The organism is Clostridioides sp. ES-S-0048-02 (assembly GCF_020658495.1).
In the GTDB taxonomy this organism is placed as follows: Bacteria; Bacillota; Clostridia; order Peptostreptococcales; family Peptostreptococcaceae; genus Clostridioides.
Map to the genome: position 1 here is coordinate 501,707 of NZ_JACVWH010000001.1, position 15,878 is coordinate 517,584.

A 15,878-nucleotide genomic window follows, 5' to 3' on the forward strand; every position below is an offset into this window, starting at 1 on the left:
TTATAAAGGAGAAATAACATGATTTTAATTAAAAATGGTAGAGTGATAGACCCTAAGAGTCAAAGAGATGAGAAAATAGATTTAATTATAAAAGAAAATAAAATCTATAAAATAGGTAATTTTGATGAAAATGATGAATTTGAAAAAATAATAGATGCTAGTGGGAATATAGTTGCACCTGGATTAGTAGATGTACATGTACATTTTAGAGACCCAGGATTTACATATAAAGAAGATATAGATAGTGGAGCTAAATCTGCAGCTAGAGGTGGATTTACAACCGTTATATGTATGGCAAATACTGACCCAATTGTAGATAATGAAGATACTTTTAACTATGTGAAGGAAAAAGCAAAAAATGCATGTATAAATGTTTTACAAGCAGCAGCTATAACAAAAGGTTTTGAAGGTAAAGAGTTAGTGGATATGGAAAATCTTAAAAAGGCTGGAGTTCCAGGATTTACTGATGATGGATTACCTTTAATGGATAGCAGTCTAATTATGGAAGCAATGATTAAGGCAAAAGAGTTAGATGTACCACTTAGTTTTCATGAAGAAGACCCTTCTTTAGTTGGAAATCCTGGCGTAAATGCAGGAAAGATAGCTTCAGAGCTTGGTCTAAAAGGTGCATCAAATGTAGCAGAAGATGTAATGGTTGCTAGAGATTGCATGTTAGCACTAAAATCTGGTGCTAAGATTGATATACAACATATAAGTTCTGGGGTTTCTGTTGATATGGTTAGATTTGCAAAATATCTTGGAGCAAACGTAGTTGCAGAAGCTTCACCACATCACTTTACGCTGACTGAGGAAGATGTATTAGAGTTTGGAACAAATGCAAAAATGAATCCGCCTTTAAGAACTAAGTGGGATAGAGATAAGATTATAGAAGGGTTAAATGATGGTACTATTGAGATAATAGCAACAGACCATGCACCTCATAGTAAAGAAGAAAAAGATAGAGAGTTTATAAAAGCTCCAAGTGGTATTATAGGGCTTGAAACTTCGTTGTCTCTTGGAATAACAAACTTAGTATATAAAAATCATCTTAGTATGATGCAGTTAATAGAAAAAATGTCTACAAATCCTGCAAAACTATACAATTTAAATGTTGGTTTTATAGAAGAAGGAGCAGTAGCAGATATTGTTATATTTAATCCTGAAGAAGAGTGGATAGTTGAAGATTTTGCTTCTAAAGCTGACAATTCCCCATTTAAAGGTAAATCTCTATATGGGAAAGTTAATTATACTATATGTAATGGAGAAGTTGTATACAACGCTTAAGGTTGTGTTTTAAGGGTGGTGAATACAGTGATTGAAAGCAAAAGATTATATATTAGACAAATGAATCATAGTGATTTTAAGGATATTTAGAGCATATTAAATTTCGAGAGTATTTGAGACTAAATCCAGATAAGGTTAAAGAATATTCTGACTTAAAAAAGAAGCTAGCAAAACTTTATAGGTATGATGTTAACTCTTATTGTGATAACAAAACAGATTTCATAAGAGGCATAATAGATTAGATATTAATATTAAAAATATTTAAAGCAAATAATTCATTAGTAATTTTGAAAATAACAATGCACTATTATATTTGATTTGAAAAAGATTAAGTTCTTAATCTATCATATATAATAGTGCATTAAATATTTAAGCATGTTTTAGAAAACAATTTAAAAATAATAACTTATTAATGGAAATACTATTTATAAATTGCCTTTATAGGGTCTAGTTTAGAGGCTTTAAAGGCTGGTATTAAACCAAATACAACTCCAGTTAATATAGTAGCCAAAATAGCATAAAGTAAGCTATTTAAGCTAGGAATTGCTTCAAATCCAATGTATTTAGAAACATAGTTAGTAGCAATAAATCCAACTATAGTTCCTAAAATTCCTCCACATACCGTTATAAAAACAGCTTCAACTAAAAATTGAAATAATATAGACCTAGGTTTTGCACCAATAGCACGTCTTATACCAATCTCTCTTTGTCTTTCCATAACTGATACATACATTATATTCATTACACCAATACCACCAACAAACATTGCAACTACAGTTATTATAGATACATATTTATTGACATTAGAATTGATGCTTTCAAGATAAGCTGTTTGTTCAGTTGGGTCTGGTGTAGTATAAGAACCATTGATACCAGGATGCATTTCATATAGTTTAGCTATAATATTGTTTGCAACTTCATTCACATTATATCCTTTAGAACAAACTAAGTCTAACTGATAAATTTCAGTGGAGTAAGAGTTTTGACTCATTAGACTATCAAAAGCTTTTTTAGGTATAAGAGAAGTTATAAATTGCATATCTTGATAACCTCCTAAAAATCCTCCAGCTTGTTGTTGGTTAGAAGAATCATCCAATACTCCAATTATTTCAAATATAGTTCCATTTACATTAATACCATGGCCTAAAGCGTCTTCTGGATTTTCAAAAATTTCACTTGCACTTTGCTGTGTAAGTAGAATTACCTTTCTTTTTTCATCATCCAAGGAAAAATCTCTACCACAGATTAAATTTATTTTTGAATCTTTTTTTACTGGTCCAACTTCCACATAAGTCGTTTTTTTATCAAAAGATGCCTCAGAAGAATAAGTTGAATCAAGATTAAATCCATCTCTTGCAGGAGCAATTCTTTCTACACCTTCAACAAATGATAATTCTTCTAAATCTTTTGCATTGAATGGCTTTAAAAATATACTCATATCATTGGTAAGACCTGTGTTATCAGCTGATTCAAATGAAATAGTAGTTTTATTAGGATTAGCGTTATTTACAGATTTCTTGATTTCTTTTTGAAATCCATTACCTATAGAACTAACAAGTATTACTGAAGTTATTCCTATAATAATCCAAAGTAAAGCTACAAAGACACGAAGCTTGTGCCCCTTTAAATTAGCCAAAGAATTTTTTAATAAGCCCATGATTACACCTCCGAAGTAAACACACCATCTTTAAGTCGTATGACCTTAGTTGCATACTTAGTCAAATCCTGATCATGTGTAACCATTATTATAGTCTTGCCTTGTTCATTAAGTTCTGTCAAAAGTTCCATAATTTCCCTGCTAGTTTCACTATCCAATGCTCCAGTTGGTTCATCAGCAAAGATTATTTGAGGGTCATTTGCCAAACAACGTGCAATAGCTACACGTTGTTGCTGACCACCAGATAATTGAAGAGGTTTTTGTTTGATTTTATCTAAAAGCCCAACAGATTTTAGTTTGCTCTTAACAATTTCTTCTCTTTCAGATTTTTTTAATATTTTATTGTAAATTAGAGGTAGCTCTACATTTTGATATATATTTAAAGTTTCTATTAAATTAAATTGTTGAAAAACAAAACCAATATTGATATTTCTAAAAACAGAACGCTCATTTTCACTGAGATTAGTTACATCTGTGCCATCAAATATATATCTTCCTTCGTCAAACACATCAAGAAAACCTAAGATGTTAAGTAAAGTGGTTTTACCACTACCAGATTTACCCATTATCATGACAAATTCTCCAGATTCAATTTCTAAATTTAAGGATTTTAAAACATGTAATTCATCTTTCCCTACTTTGTAATATTTTTGAATATTTTCTAATTTAATTAACATATGTAAATTAATTCACATCCATATTAACTTCTTTTAAATTTTTGTCTGGAGTAGCATCTCCATTATTATTAGAGCCAGCAGTTACACCATCACCTTGAACTGGGTCTCCTTCTTTCATTTCTTTAGTAGGGTATTTTATTACTATATCACCTTGTTCAAGACCGCCTCTAATTACAGCAAAGTCATTATTTTTACTTGCAACATCTACAATTTGTTTTTTCAAGATTCCATCTAAGTCTTTAAATACATATGAGTGTTTTTTATCCTTAAGTACACAAGATGCTGGTATTTTAAAGCTTGAGTTAGCTACTTCAAGTGATGCTTGAAGATGGAATCCATTTGTCAACCCTTCTTGGTTATCAAATGCTATGTTTATATCATAATAAGATAAAGTACTTTGTTGAGCTCCCATCTCGCTACTTGGAGTAGATGGCTTATCAGATATAAAACTTATTCTACCAGTAAGATTTTGGTCAGTTGAGAAAACTAATATATTAACCATTTGGTCAATTTTCATCTTAGGTAAATCTTGTTCACTTGCTTGCCCCTTCATATAAAACTCTAGACCTTGAATAGTCATAAATGAAGCTGGTTGGTCTGGATTTCCAGTTTGGTCATTTAAATATACAGTACCATCAAAAGGAGCAGTAGTTCTATCATATGCTTTCTTATCTAAAGAAGCTATCTGAGAGTTTAAAGCTGTTATTTGTGCATTTATAGAAGCTATAGCATCTCTATTTTCATCAATATTTGCAAGTGATATCTTTTGTTTTTTATATTGGCTAAGTTGTGATTTTAGACTATCTATTTCTGCTATTATAGTTGGATTTTTAGCAGTAAAAAGAAGGTCTCCTTGATTTACCTTTTGACCATTTGTAACATTTACATCACTTAACTCATAATCTCCAGAAATATTAAAGTCTTTAGTTTGCTTAGGAACAACCATACCATTTATAAATATTTTTTCGTTTTCTGGAATAGTGTATGTTTCTATGAAGTTTTCATTAGTTTGTAATTCAGTATTTTTTGAATCGACATAAGCAAGTACCCCTAATATTAAAAGTATGATTATCACGATTCCTGCATAGATTTTAAATCTCTTGTTTTTAAAAGGATTATTTTTAAAACCTTTATTTTTAGCTTTGAAATTATTACTTCCAAAGCTAGTATTTTTAAAGCTATTACTCTTAAAGCTACTATTTCTAAATTTTTTATTTTTAAATTTTTTTAGAAAAGACATGTTTTCCTCCTTTGTATAAAAACTACTTATTATATACTGGGATGTACATATAGAATCATTATAAGAAGCATGTTGAATATAAGTCAAATGAAAATAACTTATCAATATATAAGATACTATAGATAATCTTTGAATGTAATAGTAATTTTTGTATATTGATTGTACTCTGAATCTACATCAATTTTATGGCCAAGTTTGTCACAAAGTTCTTTTACTAAATAAAGACCAAGCCCTGTAGATTTAGTGTTATTTCTTCCATTATTACCTGTAAATCCCTTATTGAATATTCGATTTAAATCTTCCTTTTTTATACCACAGCCAGTATCTTCCACCCTTAATTGTAAATAATTTTTGTGGGTTTTGCAATAGATAGATATATTATCTTCTATTGAGGCATATTTTAGGGAATTATTTAATAATTGCTCGAATATGAAGTGAAGCCATTTTTCGTCTGATAAAACTGTATAATTCAAATTATTTAAGTTTAAAATTATTTTTTTTGAGATAAAATATTTTGAATATTTTCTTATAATATCTCTAAGAATATTTTCAATATTTACTTCTTGAATCAAAAAATCTTTATGAAAATCTTCAAGTCTAGATAAATATAAAATTCTTTCAATAGAATTTTCAATTCTAAATATCTCTTTATCAATATCATCTGAAATTTTTTCTTCGATTAAATCTTCGTTTTGTTCAAGTACTAGTTTAATTATTGCTATAGGTATTTTTATATCATGTACCCACATACTCATAATTTCTTTATTTTCTTCAAATTTCTTAGTATTGATATCTATTATATCATCACACTGGTTTTGATAACCTTTAATTATATCCAAATATATTTTTTCTTCATTTGTACATTTAACTAATTCTATATCATTAGTACTAACTTTGAATGTATTATTTTTAATTTTCTCTAAAAATCTATTTTTCTTAATGTAGCCAGTAAGTATATATATAAATGAAAATACTATATTTACAATTAATATGTATACAATAGTATCTACTAAGAGAGCATCAATAGGAGAAAATATAATAACTGCTATCGTAAAAAGTAAGAAACCAAAGTTGTATACTAAAAATTCGAGTTTATCTTTGAGAAAATCTTTAAAACTCATAAATTCACCTACTTAAAACTATTTTAACTGATTATATAACCTAATCCTCTTTTAGTTTCTATAAAGTCTTCCAATCCAATTTCACTTAATTTTGAACGTATTCTGTTTACATTAACAGTGAGAGTATTATCATCTACAAACCAATCATTATCCCATAATTTTTTCATAAGTTTATTTCTACTAACTATTTTACTTTTATTCCTCATAAGTTCATGAAGAATTTTAATTTCATTTTTGGTTAGCTCAATAGTACTATCTTTATAACATATAGTTGCAGTTGATAAATCCAAAGTAACCCCATTATGGACAATTTTATTTGAATTATTATCAACAAAATTATAAGTTCTTCTTAAAAGAGCATTTACTTTAGCTATTAAAACATCTATAGAAAATGGTTTTTGTATATAATCATCTGCGCCTAGATTTACACCCATTATCACATCCATATTAGAATTTCTTGAAGAAATAAATATTATTGGAACTTTGGAAATTCTTCTTATCTCATTACACCAATGAAATCCATCATAAAATGGAAGATTTATATCTAATAAAACCAATTGTGGTTTATAATGCTTAAATTCTTCTATTATGTTTTCAAGATTTTCTATTTGATAGACAATATGTCCCCATTTAGAAAGACAATCTGCTATTTGATGTTTTAATGAAACATCATCTTCAATTACCATTATTTTAAACATTTTTACCTCCTAATCCAGAATAGTTATATTAACATAACTATATTTTACTTGATAAGTTCAAACATTTCTACCTTATAATTTAAAATAATTATATTAATATAACTATATTTTACTTGACAAATTATATTTTAAATATAATTCTAGTAAAAAGGAAGAAATATAATTAATACTTACAGAAATGTAACATTATATTAATATAAGTAAATGGTTAAAAACTACTTTAATATATATAATATATTTATAAGAATTGGAAAATGAGCAATTATGTTGAGGAGTGGTAAGTAATTATGGAAGAAATATTAATTGTTGAAAATATAAAAAAAGAGTATGGTAGAAAAGGCTCAAAATATGAAGCTTTAAAGGGAATAAGTTTTAAAGTTTATAAAGGCGAATTTGTAGGTATTATGGGTTCATCTGGAGCTGGAAAATCAACTCTTTTGAACATTATTTCTACAATAGATTTGCCTTCATCAGGAAATGTTTATATAGAGAATAAGAATATTATTAAAATGAAACAAAATAAATTAGCCGACTTTAGACGTGATAATCTTGGATTTGTATTTCAAGACTCTAACCTTTTAGATACATTAACTATAAAAGAAAATATAATGCTACCTCTTTCTTTAAAAAATGAAAAAGTATCAGTAATAGAAAGTAGAATAAAAGAAGTTTCAAAATCACTAAATATAGAATCAGTATTAGATAAATATCCTAATGAAGTCTCAGGTGGACAAAAACAAAGAGGCGCTGTTTGTAGAGCAATAGTAACAAAACCATCATTAATACTTGCAGACGAGCCTACAGGAGCATTAGATTCTAAATCTGCAAGGGATTTATTAAATTCTCTAGTAAAATTAAATAAAGATAACGATTCAACAATATTAATGGTAACACATGATGCTATAAGTGCAAGTTTTTGTAGTAGAATACTCTTTATAAAGGATGGAATAATCTTTACAGAACTTATAAAAGGAGAAAGCACAAAAGAATTCTATAATAAAATACTAAATACAGTTTCCTTAATTGGAGGAGTTAATAAAAATGAGTTTATTTAAAATTGCTATAAAAAATATAAAAAAGAACTTTTTAAGCTATTTTATGTACTTCGTTTCAATTGTATTTAGTGTATTTATATTCTTTAGTTTCAAGTCAATAGAGTACAATGAAGCCTTAAATTTACTTGGTAGAAAAACTAAAATAGGTATTAATACAAGTTCAATTGTAATAGTGGTATTTGTTTTTTTGTTTATATATTATTCAAATTCATTTTTCTTTAATAGACGTAGGCAAGAGATAGGTACTTATAGCTTGATTGGAATGAGAAAAAATCAGATAGGCAGAATATTTTTATATGAAACTTTTTTGATGGGAATCTTTGCAATATTAATAGGAATATCTTTAGGTTTTTTATTTTCAAAGCTTATGACAATGATTCTTGTAAAATTAATGAAAGAGATTATAGTAGTAAAGATGACTTTAAGTATAAGGGCTTTAATTCAGACATTAGGAATATTTTTAATAATATTTGTAGTAATTGGAATGAGAAATATTATAGTTATTAGGAATAAAAAAATTGTAGAGTTATTTAAGAAGTCACCAGAAAAATATACAAATAAAAGATTTATAAAGCTAAAGGGAACTCTTGGAGTTTTACTGATAGTATTTTCTTATTTAATGTCAGTTAGTCATTTCATTGTTGAAAACATAATGTTTTCAGCTTTTATATTAATTACAATAATACCAGGTACTTTTTTATTTTTTTCATCAATAATGTCGATAATTATAGATGTTGCTAAGAAGAAAAAAAGTTTTTATTACAAGGGAAGAAATCTAATTGCATTTTCAGAACTTGGATTCAAATTAAAGAATAATAGCAGAGTATTGGCAATAATAGCAATATTAATAGCTACAAGTGTAACTATGTTAGGATTTACAATATCAATTTATTACGATATAGATAGAAATATAAATGAAAACTACAAGTATAGTTATACTATAAATGCAGAAAATTCTCTTGTAAATAATGAAATCGATAAGCTGCTATATAAATATAAAGAAGATGATAAGGTGCTTTTTGATAAGACAGTAGAGTTTATAAGTAGAGATGTAAATTTTAAATTGTACTATAAAAAAGGAGGAGTTTATAGAGAAAATACAGTGATTGTAGATTTTATTAAAGAAAGTGATTTTAAGAAATTAAGACAATATCAAAACAGTAATTATGAAGAATTAACTTCAGAAGAGCATGTATATTATGTTTCAGATTCATATAAGAGAATGTTTCTTAAAAGTACTGGTACTCAAAAAATAGATGTATACATTAAAGAAAAAGAGAAGATGAATTTATTTACAGTTCAAAAAAATATTTTAGAGCCAGAAATAAATTTACAATCAACATTTGATTTAATTGTGGTAAAAGATAACATATTTAATAGATTCAAATCAGGAGGAGAATCGAGATTATTAAGATTAATTGATATAAAAAATGAAAAAAAAGAGTTTGATATGTCTTTAAGATTAAAAAATATAGTTGATAAAAATATGGAATCAACTTATCCTTTTAATTTTACATCAAATGTCGAAAACTATAATGATTTAATTAGAGTAAGTGGTCTTATGTTATTTATAGGTATATTTCTATCTGTAGTATTTCTTTTGTGTACAGGAAGTATAATTTTATTTAAGCAATTATCAAATATATATGATGATAAAGAACGATATATTATGCTAAAAAAACTTGGGGCAAATAATCAAGATATTGAGAAAATAATATCAAGACAATTAAAAGTTGTATTTTTGTTGCCATTAATTGTAGGTACAATTCATAATTTATTTGCTATGTCAATTGCTCAAAAATTTATAACTAGGCCATTGCTTATACCAATTATTACAACACTAGCCATTTATTATATAGGTTATTTTATATATTATTTTATAACATTAAAATACGCTCAAAATATGATAATAGATTAAGTTGTAGAGTATTTTTTACTTAATAAGAATTAAATACTAAAAACAAGATAGCTTATCTAATCAAAACAAAAAAATATTATAATAATGTAATTAAGTCTTGGAAAAAGTTTGTATTTTGTATCAGTTGTATTAATTAATGTTATATAATAAATTTAAGGAAAATATAAAATAAAAATGACAAGGAGTTGAAAATTATGATGTTTGATGCTCATCAACATAAATATCCATCAATAAGAAATGTTATATATGCTAAAAATGGAGCAGTTGCAACTTCAACGCCATTAGCTTCTCAAGCTGGGCTTGAAATACTAAAAAAAGGTGGAAATGCTGTGGATGCAGCAGTTGCAACTGCTGCTACATTATCTGTAGTTGAACCTACAAGTAATGGAATTGGAGGAGACGCATATGCTCTTGTTTGGATAGAGGAAGAAAAACGATTATATGGACTAAATTCTAGCGGTTTTGCTCCAGAAAGAATGGAATTAAAAAATTACAAGAACATGAAAGAAATGCCAAAGTATGGATTTGGAGCAGTAACTGTACCTGGAATACCTGCAGCTTGGGCAGAATTAAATAAAAAGTATGGAAAACTTAGTCTACTAGAATGTTTATCTCCAGCAATTAAATATGCAAGAGAAGGATATGTTGTTTCTCCTAATGTATCAAAAGTATGGAAAAAATCCTATGAACTATATGAAAAAGAATTTGTTGGAGAAGAATTTAAGTCATGGTTTGAGACGTTTTCTAAGGATGGTAAAGCTCCAGAAGCTGGTGACATATTTGTATGTGAAGAGCATGCTAATACATTAGAAGAAATAGCCAATACACAAGCTGAAAGTTTTTATAGAGGTAGACTAGCAGATAAAATAGATGAGTGTTCTAGAAAGTTTGAGGGAGCTATAAGAAAAAGTGATTTAGCGAGTTTTTATCCAACTTGGGTAGAACCTATAAGCACAGAATATAAAGGATATAAAATATTTGAAATTCCACCGAATGGACATGGAATAACAGTCCTAATGGCATTAGATATATTAAAAGAATTGGACATAAAAGGAGATATAGAAAATGTAGATGACATACATAAGATTATAGAAAGCTTAAAACTGGCTTTTGCAGATTCTAAAACCTATGTAACTGATATAGAACATATGAAAGTAAAGGTTCAGGAATTATTAAGTCAAGATTATGCAAAAAAGAGAAGTTTATTGATTGATAATGAAAAAGCTTTATACCCAAAAGAAGGAGAACCATATTGTGGTGGAACTGTATATCTTTGTACTGCTGACAAAGATGGGAATATGGTTTCATATATACAGAGTAATTATATAAATTTTGGTTCTGGGATAGTAATACCAAACACTGGTATTGCACTACATAGTAGAGGTAATAATTTTAACTTAGACCCTAAACACCATAATGTAGTAAAACCATTTAAAAAACCTTATCACACAATAATACCTGGTTTTTTAGGTAAAGATGATAAGGCAATAGGTCCATTTGGTGTAATGGGTGCTTTTATGCAACCACAGGGACATCTTCAAGTATTAACGAGTATGATAGACTTTGGTTTAAACCCTCAAGAGGCATTAGATGCTCCAAGATGGCAGTGGATAAAAGGTAAAGAGATAGAAGTTGAATCAGAGATGCCAAGACAGATGGTAGATGCTCTTATTGAAAAAGGTCATGAGATAAAAGTAATTCATGATAATGTTGATATGGGTAGGGGACAAATAATCTTCAAAACAGAGCAAGAAAGTTATGTTTGTGCAACAGAGTCAAGATGTGACGGTCATGTTGCAGTTTATTAATATTGTAAACTAAATTTATATTTAATGACTAAAGGAATCTATATGAAATGATGATAATAAAAGGCGAAAGTCTACAATGACTAACGCCTTTATAAAAAACTAAGATATATAATATGCTAGTTTTATTGATTATTAACTTTATTCTTGTCCAGTTTTAACTTCGTTGTCATCATAGCTAATCCAGTCACTAAAGCTACCAACATAAATCTTATGGGGCATATTAAGTTCTCTAAGTGCAAGGCTGTTAACACAAGCAGATATTCCTGAACCACAAGACAAAATTACTTCTTCATAATTGTTTAAATCCTTAAAGAAGTCTTTTAAAAATTCAGTATCTTTAAGTGAGCCATTTTCAAAATCACCTTTTATTAAATCCTTGCAAAAGTAATTTTTTGCACTAGGTATATGGCCAGCTTTTGAATATGCAGGTTCAACTAAACCTTGGTATCTTTCATTAGCACGACAATCTATAATCACAGTATTTTTGTCATATAATTTAGACTTAACATATTCCATTGGAACAACTAAACTGTCATTTACATTAGGCTTAATTTTTTTGTCTGTACAGTTTGGAATATTTATTTTTTCTTCTAATTCTCCACCTTCTTTTACAAAAGCTGTTATTCCACCATCTAATACATAGACATTTTCAAGACCTAAGTGTTTTAATTGGAAGAATAGTCTACAAGCACCATTTAAATCTCCATCATCATAAGCTACAATTGTAGTGTAATTATCAACACCCATTTTTTCTAACTTTTCTTTTAATATAAAAGGGTCTTGTAAAGGATTTTTACCGCCATGTTCTTTTGTAGGAGATGATAAATCCTTGTCTATATCCAAGATAAAGCTACCTTTTATATGTCCTTTTTTATAAGAATCAATACCATAAGTTCTATTGATAAGGTCAAATCTACAATCTATAACAACTAGATTATCATTATGTTCTAATTTAGATATAAGTTCTTTTGCAGAAATAATATTTTTCAAAAAACAAACCTCCTATTTTTAATTATTTTTATGTGTATTCATAATAATTATTAACTTTATAAATTAATATTATTATAAATTATTACATAAGTAAATAAATCTTTAGAAAATATAAAAATTTTATATAAAAATTCAAATAATTAATGAATATTAAAAATTTTAGATATATAATAAAATAAGAGTATATTTTAGTTTATATAAAAGCTGGTATTGCAATAGATTAAAGCCTTATACATGTTTAGTTTTTAAAGAAATCTGAGTTATTATGAAAACCTAGGTTAATTTATTAAACAAATAATTGAATAAAAAAAATTTATTATGTATTTATAAAATTTTTGTTACAAATTTGGCATAATATAGTATACTTTAAGTGTGTATTAGGTTAAATCTATAACAAATTATACGTATAATATGGGTTTTAATATTTGTTGGAATTTAAACGTAATTTGTTAATATCAACTATTTGTAATTTGGGCAGTTATAATTATTTTACAGGGGGGATGTCCAATACAAAACATTTAATCGAGAACTAATATTGTATTATAATTAGAGTTATAGTTTTGTGTGTTTATGTTTTAATTAAATTTAAAGTGGGAAAAATATATTTGTTAGAATGGAGAATAGCGAGATGAGTAATAAAATAGTTAGTAAGAGACAATTAACAGATAGTATTTATTTGATGGAAATAGAGGCTCCTAGAGTTGCAAAATCTTCTCAGCCTGGTCAATTTATAATAATTAAAAATGATGAAAAGGGAGAAAGAATTCCTCTTACAATAGCTGATTATGATAGAGAAAAAGGAACAGTAACTATCGTATTCCAAACAGTTGGTGCTTCAACTAAGAAATTAGCAATGTTTGAAGAAAACGATTTTGTAATGGACTTTGTAGGGCCATTAGGACAAGCAAGTGAATTCATACATGAAGATATAGAAGAATTAAAAAATAAAAAAATCCTATTTGTAGCTGGTGGAGTAGGTTCTGCTCCAGTGTATCCACAAGTTAAATGGTTTAAAGAGAATGGATTAGATGTAGATGTAATAATTGGTGCAAGAACTAAAGAATTAATCATATTAGAAGATGATATGAGAAAAGTAGCTAAAAATGTATACATATCAACAGATGATGGTACATATGGATTTGATGGAAGAGTTACAGATTTATTAAAAGATTTGGTTGATAATCAAGGCAAAAAATATGACCAAGCAATAGTAATTGGACCAATGATAATGATGAAATTTATGTGTCAATTGACTAAAGAATTAAACATACCTACTATAGTAAGTTTAAATACAATAATGATTGATGGAACAGGTATGTGTGGTGGTTGTAGAGTTAGTGTTGGAAATGAAACTAAGTTTGCATGTGTAGATGGTCCTGAATTTGATGGACATTTAGTTGATTTTGACCAAGCTATGAGAAGACAATCTATGTACAAAACTCAAGAAGGAAGAGCTATGTTAAAACTTGAAGAAGGCGATAGTCATCATCATAGTAATTGTGGATGTGGAGGTAACAAATAATGGATGCTAAAAAAGTAAAAGTACCAGTTAGAGAACAAGAACCTGCTGTAAGAGCAACAAATTTTGATGAAGTATGTTTAGGATACAATAAAGAAGAAGCTATGGCAGAAGCTAATAGATGTCTAGGATGTAAAAAACCAAAATGTGTAGGTGGATGTCCAGTAGGAATTGATATCCCAGGATTTATAACAAAAATTAAAGAAGATGATATAGAAGGTGCTGCTAAAGTAATAGCCAAGAGTAGTTCACTACCTGCTGTTTGTGGTAGAGTATGTCCACAAGAAAGTCAATGTGAAGGTGTATGTATACTTGGAATAAAATCAGATGCAGTATCAATAGGAAAATTGGAAAGATTTGTAGCAGATTGGTCAAAAGAAAATGATATAAACTTATCTGATACAGAACCTAAGAAAAATCAAAAAGTAGCTGTAATAGGAAGTGGACCAGCAGGTCTTGCTTGTGCTGGTGACTTAGCTAAAAAAGGCTATGATGTAACAATATTTGAAGCAATGCATGAACCAGGTGGAGTTTTAACTTATGGAATACCTGAATTTAGACTTCCAAAACAAGCTGTTGTTCAACCTGAAATAGATAATATAAGAAAATTAGGTGTAAAAATAGAAACTAATGTAATTGTTGGTAAAACAATAACAGTAGATGAACTTATAGAAGATGAAGGATTTGAAGCTATATTCATAGGTTCAGGGGCTGGTCTTCCTATGTTTATGAACATACCAGGAGAAAATGCTAATGGAGTATTTTCTGCAAATGAGTTTTTAACTAGAGTAAACTTAATGAAAGCTTATAGAGATGATTATGATACACCTATTAGTTCTGGTAAAAAAGTTGCTGTAGTTGGTGGTGGAAATGTTGCTATGGATGCTGCTAGAACTGCATTAAGATTAGGTTCAGAATCATATATAGTTTATAGAAGAAGTGAAAAAGAGCTTCCAGCGAGAGCTGAAGAAGTACATCATGCAAAAGAAGAAGGAATTATATTTAATACATTGACAAATCCTAAAGAAATTTTAGTAGATGAAAATGGATATGTTAAAGGTATGGTTTGTATAAGAATGGAATTAGGAGAACCAGATGATTCTGGAAGAAGAAGACCTATAGAAATAGAAGGTTCTGAATTTGTACTTGATGTAGATACAGTTATAATGTCACTTGGAACAAGTCCAAATCCATTAATATCTTCTACAACAAAGAGTCTTGATATAAATAAGAGAAGATGCTTAATAACAGATGAAAATGGTCAAACTTCTAAAGAAGGTGTATTTGCAGGTGGAGACGCTGTTACTGGAGCAGCAACAGTAATATCTGCAATGGGTGCTGGTAAAACTGCAGCAGCTTCAATAGATGAATATTTAAAAGCAAAAGTTAATGCTTAATTTGTAAATTAAATATACCAAGTTAGAATAATTTCTAGCTTGGTATATTTTTTTGAAAAATTATATAATAAAGCCATAGTTACTATTGTAATATTTACTATTAAGCAACATAATTTTGTTTAATTATGGTAAAATAATATCGAATAAAGATTTTATAAGGGGGAAATAATGTGTGGTTGGCAGAATCAGAGTTATCAGACTTGACATTAGAACTTATACCTAAAAAGAATATTTTTGGTATAACGGTTACATATATTAGTGCAACAGATATTGAAAATGTAAGCATTTTAGATAAAGCAAGTATAAATTACTTAAAAAATAATATTCCATCATTAGAATATAGGCCTTTCCTATATAAAATTGAAAAATTAAATGTGCCAGTTTTAAATTATGAATCTCGTATAAAGGATTCATATAAATTTAAAGAAAGAATACTTTTGGATTATTCACATAGAGTAATGTCACAAGTTATTAAAGAGCCGATTGAGTATGTATTACAATAGTATAATTAATG

General features: G+C 27.9%; 14 protein-coding genes. 8 read left to right on the forward strand and 6 right to left on the reverse strand.

Features of this window, described 5'->3' with window-relative positions; all coding sequences use genetic code 11:
• Positions 1–18: 18 nt before the first annotated feature.
• Complete coding sequence (locus IC173_RS02380; RefSeq protein WP_227855106.1) at positions 19–1,284, forward strand: dihydroorotase; 1,266 nt, start codon at positions 19–21, stop codon at positions 1,282–1,284.
• Between the two features lie 95 nt (positions 1,285–1,379).
• Entirely contained in the window at positions 1,380–1,526 is a 147-nt protein-coding gene (locus IC173_RS20890; RefSeq protein WP_227845887.1) for a GrpB family protein, read from the forward strand.
• Between the two features lie 179 nt (positions 1,527–1,705).
• On the opposite strand, the gene IC173_RS02390 is transcribed toward IC173_RS20890, so the two are convergent.
• The 5 genes from IC173_RS02390 to IC173_RS02410 form a co-directional block, all read right to left on the reverse strand.
• Positions 1,706–2,941 (reverse strand): ABC transporter permease, encoded by a 1,236-nt coding sequence (locus IC173_RS02390; RefSeq protein ID WP_227432912.1) that lies wholly within the window; start codon positions 2,939–2,941, stop codon positions 1,706–1,708.
• A gap of 2 nt (positions 2,942–2,943) precedes the next feature.
• Positions 2,944–3,618: an ABC transporter ATP-binding protein gene (locus tag IC173_RS02395; protein WP_227482338.1), complete on the reverse strand. Its 675-nt coding sequence runs from the start codon at positions 3,616–3,618 to the stop codon at positions 2,944–2,946.
• A 7-nt stretch (positions 3,619–3,625) separates the two neighbouring features.
• Positions 3,626–4,858 carry a biotin/lipoyl-binding protein gene (locus tag IC173_RS02400; protein ID WP_227482339.1) on the reverse strand — a complete coding sequence of 411 codons (1,233 nt, stop codon included), beginning with the start codon at positions 4,856–4,858 and terminating at the stop codon, positions 3,626–3,628.
• 116 nt (positions 4,859–4,974) lie between these two features.
• Positions 4,975–5,979: a HAMP domain-containing histidine kinase gene (locus IC173_RS02405; protein WP_227855107.1), complete on the reverse strand. Its 1,005-nt coding sequence runs from the start codon at positions 5,977–5,979 to the stop codon at positions 4,975–4,977.
• Between the two features lie 23 nt (positions 5,980–6,002).
• Positions 6,003–6,677: a response regulator transcription factor gene (locus IC173_RS02410; RefSeq protein ID WP_227432916.1), complete on the reverse strand. Its 675-nt coding sequence runs from the start codon at positions 6,675–6,677 to the stop codon at positions 6,003–6,005.
• Positions 6,678–6,964: 287 nt separating this feature from the next.
• Between IC173_RS02410 and IC173_RS02415 the strand changes: the two genes are divergently transcribed.
• The 3 genes from IC173_RS02415 (at position 6,965) to ggt (ending at position 11,458) form a co-directional block, all read left to right on the forward strand.
• A complete protein-coding gene (locus tag IC173_RS02415; RefSeq protein ID WP_227432917.1) occupies positions 6,965–7,732 on the forward strand; it encodes an ABC transporter ATP-binding protein in 768 nt (255 codons plus the stop codon).
• Entirely contained in the window at positions 7,719–9,650 is a 1,932-nt protein-coding gene (locus IC173_RS02420; protein ID WP_227855108.1) for an ABC transporter permease, read from the forward strand. Before IC173_RS02415 ends, IC173_RS02420 begins: the two co-directional genes overlap by 14 nt.
• A gap of 194 nt (positions 9,651–9,844) precedes the next feature.
• Positions 9,845–11,458 (forward strand): gamma-glutamyltransferase, encoded by a 1,614-nt coding sequence (gene ggt / locus IC173_RS02425; RefSeq protein WP_227855109.1) that lies wholly within the window; start codon positions 9,845–9,847, stop codon positions 11,456–11,458.
• Positions 11,459–11,596: 138 nt separating this feature from the next.
• Here the strand turns inward: ggt and IC173_RS02430 are convergent, their stop codons facing one another.
• The gene (locus IC173_RS02430; RefSeq protein WP_227482342.1) at positions 11,597–12,448 is read right to left on the reverse strand and encodes a sulfurtransferase; all 852 of its coding nucleotides are present in this window, start codon (positions 12,446–12,448) and stop codon (positions 11,597–11,599) included.
• 628 nt (positions 12,449–13,076) lie between these two features.
• On the opposite strand from IC173_RS02430, the gene IC173_RS02435 reads away from it, so the two are divergent.
• The 3 genes from IC173_RS02435 to IC173_RS02445 all read left to right on the forward strand — a co-directional run bounded on the left by IC173_RS02435 (position 13,077) and on the right by IC173_RS02445 (position 15,867).
• Complete coding sequence (locus tag IC173_RS02435) at positions 13,077–13,970, forward strand: sulfide/dihydroorotate dehydrogenase-like FAD/NAD-binding protein (protein ID WP_227482343.1); 894 nt, start codon at positions 13,077–13,079, stop codon at positions 13,968–13,970.
• Positions 13,970–15,364 carry an NADPH-dependent glutamate synthase gene (gene gltA, locus IC173_RS02440; protein ID WP_227432922.1) on the forward strand — a complete coding sequence of 465 codons (1,395 nt, stop codon included), beginning with the start codon at positions 13,970–13,972 and terminating at the stop codon, positions 15,362–15,364. The genes IC173_RS02435 and gltA overlap by 1 nt, the downstream gene beginning before the upstream one ends.
• A gap of 170 nt (positions 15,365–15,534) precedes the next feature.
• Positions 15,535–15,867: a hypothetical protein gene (locus IC173_RS02445; RefSeq protein WP_227432923.1), complete on the forward strand. Its 333-nt coding sequence runs from the start codon at positions 15,535–15,537 to the stop codon at positions 15,865–15,867.
• Positions 15,868–15,878 lie beyond the last annotated feature (11 nt).